The 5233-nt window shown below is 53.7% G+C and carries 6 protein-coding genes; 1 reads left to right on the forward strand and 5 read right to left on the reverse strand.

The window, feature by feature from the left end:
- The first annotated feature begins 19 nt into the window (after positions 1 to 19).
- The gene (locus tag Q7T06_RS02200) at positions 20 to 778 is read left to right on the forward strand and encodes an SDR family NAD(P)-dependent oxidoreductase (protein WP_304779403.1); all 759 of its coding nucleotides are present in this window, start codon (positions 20 to 22) and stop codon (positions 776 to 778) included.
- A gap of 178 nt (positions 779 to 956) precedes the next feature.
- Here the strand turns inward: Q7T06_RS02200 and Q7T06_RS02205 are convergent, their stop codons facing one another.
- The 5 genes from Q7T06_RS02205 to Q7T06_RS02225 form a co-directional block, all read right to left on the reverse strand.
- Complete coding sequence (locus Q7T06_RS02205) at positions 957 to 1151, reverse strand: hypothetical protein (protein WP_304779405.1); 195 nt, start codon at positions 1149 to 1151, stop codon at positions 957 to 959.
- A 422-nt stretch (positions 1152 to 1573) separates the two neighbouring features.
- On the reverse strand, positions 1574 to 2425 hold the full coding sequence (gene cysW / locus Q7T06_RS02210; RefSeq protein WP_304779407.1) for a sulfate ABC transporter permease subunit CysW: 852 nt from the start codon (positions 2423 to 2425) through the stop codon (positions 1574 to 1576).
- 2 nt (positions 2426 to 2427) lie between these two features.
- Positions 2428 to 3219 carry a sulfate ABC transporter permease subunit CysT gene (gene cysT, locus Q7T06_RS02215; protein ID WP_370652330.1) on the reverse strand — a complete coding sequence of 264 codons (792 nt, stop codon included), beginning with the start codon at positions 3217 to 3219 and terminating at the stop codon, positions 2428 to 2430.
- A 223-nt stretch (positions 3220 to 3442) separates the two neighbouring features.
- Positions 3443 to 4453 (reverse strand): thiosulfate ABC transporter substrate-binding protein CysP, encoded by a 1011-nt coding sequence (gene cysP / locus Q7T06_RS02220; RefSeq protein ID WP_304779412.1) that lies wholly within the window; start codon positions 4451 to 4453, stop codon positions 3443 to 3445.
- 442 nt (positions 4454 to 4895) lie between these two features.
- Positions 4896 to 5233: hypothetical protein (locus Q7T06_RS02225; protein WP_304779415.1), on the reverse strand; the 338-nt coding region annotated here is incomplete at its 5' end.

The raw sequence follows: 5233 nt of genomic DNA on the forward strand, positions 1-5233 counted from the left end.
AACCAACAGAGGAACAGACATGAAACAGAAAATCGCCATCATCACCGGCGCCAGCCGCGGCCTGGGTAAAAGCACGGCGCTGCACCTGGCTGCACAAGGCCTAGCCATCATAGGCACGTATCACAGCAATACAGTCGAGGCAGATGCCCTGGTGCGTGAGATAGAAAGCAAGGGAGGACGTGCCGCGATGCTGCAACTCGATGTCGGCAATAGTGCATCGTTTGCATCCTTTGTCGGCCAGCTGCAAGGCGTCTTGAGCACGAAATTCGATGCAGGACAATTCGATTACCTGGTCAATAACGCAGGCATAGGCCTGGGTGCCAGTATTGCCGAGACAAGCGAAGAGCAGTTCGATGAGTTGATGCGGATACATTTGAAAGGGCCGTTTTTCCTGACGCAAAAACTGCTGCCTTTGATCGCGGATGGCGGGCGCATCGTCAATATCTCGAGCGGCTTGACGCGTTTCAGTTTTCCCGATTACGCCGCGTATGCAATGATGAAGGGCGGGGTAGAAGTGATGACGCGGTATATGGCGCAAGAGTTTGGTGCGCGCGGCATTGCCGTCAATACGCTGGCGCCGGGCGCGATAGAAACGGATTTCCGCGGCGGCGCCGTGCGTGACAACGCTCAAATGAATGAACACATCGCATCGGCTACCGCACTGGGGCGCGTCGGCTTGCCGGATGATATCGGCGGCGCGATTGCAGCCTTGCTGTCGGATGGCAGTCGCTGGATCAATGCACAACGCATCGAAGTATCGGGCGGAATGCTGATCTAGCCATGTGCCGTGGCAGGCAGATGCTGATGAAAGATGCTGTGTTTTAACCCTCATTGAAGAACGAGGGTAAAGAAAATTGCGGGGATGTGTACGGCAGAGTTGCGGATCAGCCTGGGTCTATACAGCCAGTTTTTATAGTCAGGCTGTAGCGCGCAAGCTGATCCGTCTGCAGAAAATATTACTGGAAAGAGCCGACCTTGGTCGTGCTGAAAGGAACGGTAGTGATGTGCGCCGGATCGGCATCTTCTTCCATCTCTGTGGATACATCGTCGTTATTGTCTTGTTCGCCAGCCTGAATTTTATTGGCATCGGGAATGCGGCGTACGTGCGTCATGAAGGTTGGATTGTTGATTTCATCGTGATTGCTATACATGTCGATTTCCTTGTTGAGTGCGGCTTGCAGGATGCGGCAAGCGCTGTTCTGTTATTTGGGCGATGGTTAGCTATCGCATGTCGCGTTTTGCTCTCAGGCAAATTCAAGTTGCGACCTGAGTTGCGAGGATAGAGTGGCCATAGCTGCATGGCGATCAGCGATCATCCCAAAACTGCGTAGGAATATGCTGACTGTGCGAGTGGCATGTCTGCCATGTTTCGACTGAGTATGAAAAGGAAGCGCTGGCGCGCCTGACGAACGATGCTGGAATCACCGATTCCAGCGAAACAGCAGAGAGTTTCGCGCGCTGGTGTGCAGCGCAGCCGGATGATAGTTGATTTTCGGGCGGGAAGGGGATTAATCCTCTTCCACCCCTTGCTTATTTAATTTAGTTAAGCAATTTAGTTAATCAGTTTAGTTGCTCAACTTGCATGATTGTCTGCAGATGCAGCCTCGCGCCTTTGTTGACGCCACTCCATTGCTGTTTTCAGTGTCAGGGTAATCAAGGCCATGCAAGCCAGCAAGGCGGCAGCGGTAAATGCAGCGGCTGTCTTGTAATCATTGTTGAGTTGCTCCACCAGCAAAGGCAGCGTCAGGGTCTGGTTCATGATCGTGCCGGATACGACGGCGACGGCACCGAATTCACCGACCGCGCGCGCATTCGTAATCACGGTGCCATACAGCAAGGCCCATTTGATATTCGGCAAGGTCACGCGGCGAAAAATCTGCCAGCCGGTGGCACCCAGGGAGAGCGCGGCGATTTCTTCTTCGGTTCCCTGTTTTTGCATCAGCGGCATCAGGATGCGCGCGATATAGGGGGCAGTGACAAACACTGTCACCATGATGATGCCGGGCCAGGCAAACATCAATTGCACATCTTCCTTGTATAGCCATTTACCTATCGTGCCTTCCAGTCCGTAGACCACCAGATAGCAAAATCCGGCCACGACTGGCGAAGTGGCATAAGGGATTTCGACCAGCGTGATCAGCAGGCGGCGGCCGAAAAAATCGAAGTGCGTGACGCACCATGCCAGCAGGATGCCGAATACCAGGTTGATGGGCACGGTCAATACGGCAGCCAGCAAGGTCAGGCCGATCGCATGCAGCATGTAATCTTCATTGAGGTTTTGCCACAACAGCGCCAGGCCGCCGCTCAACGCCTGCGTGAAAATCAGGATCAGCGGCAGGATCAACAGCAGGATAGTCAAGGCGATGCCGAGGCCGATCAGGATCCATTGATGCGGGGTGCCGGGGCGCTTGATTGCCTTCGCCATGATTATTTCCCTCCCGATGTTTTGAAGAACAGTCCCTGCACAATTTGCAGCAGGAACAGCAGCGTCAGTGAGGCCAGCAAGACTACCGACGCGATAGCGGCGGCGGCAGGATAGTTGTATTCCTGCAGGCGCACGAACAGCATCAGCGAAGTCACTTCAGTCTGGAAGGGGATATTCCCGGCGATCATGATCACCGCGCCGAATTCTCCCAGGCTGCGGATGAAGGCTTGCGATGAGCCGGTGATCAGCGCCGGTACCAGCGTAGGCAGGATCACGCGCCAGAATATCTGCCACTTGTTCGCGCCCAGCATCAGCGCCGCTTCTTCCAGTTCGGCTTCCAGGTCTTCCAGCACCGGCTGCACCGAACGCACGATGAAGGGAATGCTGGTGAAAATCATCGCCATCACTATGCCGGGAAATGCGTATGAAATCTTGATGCCAAATACCTCAAACCATTGACCCAGCCATCCGGTCGGCATGAATAAAACCGATAGCGTCACGCCAGCCACCGAAGTCGGCAGTGCAAATGGCAGATCTACCAGCGAATCGATCAGGCGGCGGCCGGGAAAATCGTAACGCGTAATGATCCACGCCAGCAAAAAGCCGACGAAAGTCACGATGATGGTGGAATAAAACGCAGCCATCAGCGTCACTTTGTAACTTTGCAAAACGCGCGCATCGGTAATCGCAAACCAGTATTGTTCCCACGTCATGCCGCTGACGTAAATCAGCAAGGCAGAAATCGGCAGCAGGATCACCAGGCTGATATAAAGCACAGAAAAGCCGAAGCTCATCGAGAAGCCCGGCAAAATCGGCGTACTGCGGAAAAAACGGAGGGACAAATTCACAATAGGGGGACTCAGGGTAGCGGGGCGTTACGGAAAAATGCACTTCCACAAAAACAAACGACCATCCAGATTACGGATGGTCGCATGGATGGTGGCATTGTAAACCACCGTCCGGCAGAATGACAAAGCGATGCTGACGAAAAGGCTGGCCTGTTCCGTCAGCAGGTTATCAGGGACGTTGTCCGAGCAACTGATCGAGGATGGCACCGCCGGCAAAATGTTTCGCCTGGATGTCATCCCATGAACCGAGTACCTTGGTCGGGTCGATCAGGCGAACTTTTGCATAGCGGTCAGCGACGACTTTCGCGACGTCTGGATGATGGACGCGATAGTGGAAGGTAGTCAGCAGCAACTGGATTTCACGCGAATATTCATAATTCAGGTAGGCGGTGGCAACCTTGCGGGTGCCTTTTTCATCGACCACCTTGTCAACCACCGCGACCGGGAATTCGGCGAGCACGGAAACCGGTGGCACCACGATTTCAAAGCCGGCTGCCTTGAACTCGTCACCCCGCGCGATATTGATCACTTCTGATTCAAAGGTCAGCAAGGCATCGCCCTGATTGTTTTGCGCAAAGGCGACTGTCGCACCACGGCCGCCGGTAGGGAAGTTCACGACATTGCGCAGCAGCTTGCCGACGAATTCCTTGCTTTTGGCTTCATCGCCCTTGAATTTCTCGTTCGCATACAGCCATGCGCCGAGGTAGGTATAGCGTGCATTGCCCGAGGTTTTAGGATTCGGGAAGACGACCTTTACATCGCTGCGCACCAGATCATCCCAAGTCTTGATGTTCTTTGGATTGCCCTTGCGCACCAGGAAGGCGATGGTGCTGTAGTAAGGCGAGCTATTGTTGGGAAACGCTTTTTGCCAGTCTTTGTTGACCAGTCCGCGTTTTGCCAGGATGTCGATATCGGTTACTTGATTGAAGGTGACGGTATCGACTTTCTTGCCCTGGATGATGTCTTGTGCCTGGCGCGAGGTGCCGGCAAAGGATTGATCTATCTTCAAGTCCTGGCCGGTTTGTGCCTTCCATTGCGCCTGGAACTTAGGATTGATGGCGGCAAAGACTTCGCGCGCCACGTCATAGGAGGCATTCAGTATCGGTTTGTCTTGTGCATGCGCGGCGCCTGTCAGCAGGGTGGCAGCGGCAGCCGTCAGTAAAACAGCTTTTTTCAACATACGTTACTCCAGGTTTTCATGAAAATTCGTGGCAGGAAAATTGGTGCTCATGCACTTGCTCGTTTCGCCATGCTGTTGCAGTGAGCGAGGTGCAGGTGAGCAATTTCCTCAATGGAAGCGAATATAACAAATATCCTTATGCGTTCAAACGATAGTTTTTGCATGTTGTCATGCGGAAATTGCATAAGGGGTGGATTGTGGGGATGGATATTGTTCTTTCTTCGTGGATGCTCAGTTGCCGGGGGTAGCCCGGCGGCTACTCACTTTTCTTGCTTCGCCAAGAAAAGTAAGCAAAAGAAGGCGACCGCACAGCCGCTGGCCCTTCGGGCTTCCCGTTTGTGCAAAGCAAAAAATGGGAAGCGAACGAAACTCGCTGCGCTCAGACAACGTTCACTTCTTTATCCATTTTCTGCTCCGCACAAACGGCAGCGTCACAGCGGGCTTACTTCACCACCAGATCAACGACAACAGCATTGTCGCGAGTCAATTCAAAACTCAATAAATAATCAAGGCTGTGGATGTTGGGGTTGTTGCTGATTTTGACTTGCCCGCATGTGACGTTGCCAAGGCCAGTGCGCGTCGGGCGGATCAAGGACGCAAACCTGTCTGAGCCGAAGGCGAGTTTGTTTGTGCCCCCGACTGACGCGTGCTGGACTTGGGGACCCGCGCAGCGGGCAACGGCTGCTGCGTCGCCTTTCTTTGCCTTCTTTCTTTGGCGAAGAAAAGAAAGAAGGTGGCTGCCGGGCCACTCCCGGCAACTGAGCATCCACGAAGAAAAAA

Source organism: Herminiimonas sp. (assembly GCF_030645555.1).
Taxonomy (GTDB): Bacteria; Pseudomonadota; Gammaproteobacteria; order Burkholderiales; family Burkholderiaceae_D; genus Oxalicibacterium.

What these genes read in the sequence shown, in the direction of transcription:
- Q7T06_RS02200 (WP_304779403.1), top strand. Translation starts at nt 20, where the DNA reads ATGAAACAGAAAATCGCCATCATCACCGGCGCCAGCCGCGGCCTGGGT.
- Q7T06_RS02205 (WP_304779405.1), bottom strand. Translation starts at nt 1,151, where the DNA reads ATGTATAGCAATCACGATGAAATCAACAATCCAACCTTCATGACGCAC.
- cysW (WP_304779407.1), bottom strand. Translation starts at nt 2,425, where the DNA reads ATGGCGAAGGCAATCAAGCGCCCCGGCACCCCGCATCAATGGATCCTG.
- cysT (WP_370652330.1), bottom strand. Translation starts at nt 3,219, where the DNA reads ATGAGCTTCGGCTTTTCTGTGCTTTATATCAGCCTGGTGATCCTGCTG.
- cysP (WP_304779412.1), bottom strand. Translation starts at nt 4,453, where the DNA reads ATGTTGAAAAAAGCTGTTTTACTGACGGCTGCCGCTGCCACCCTGCTG.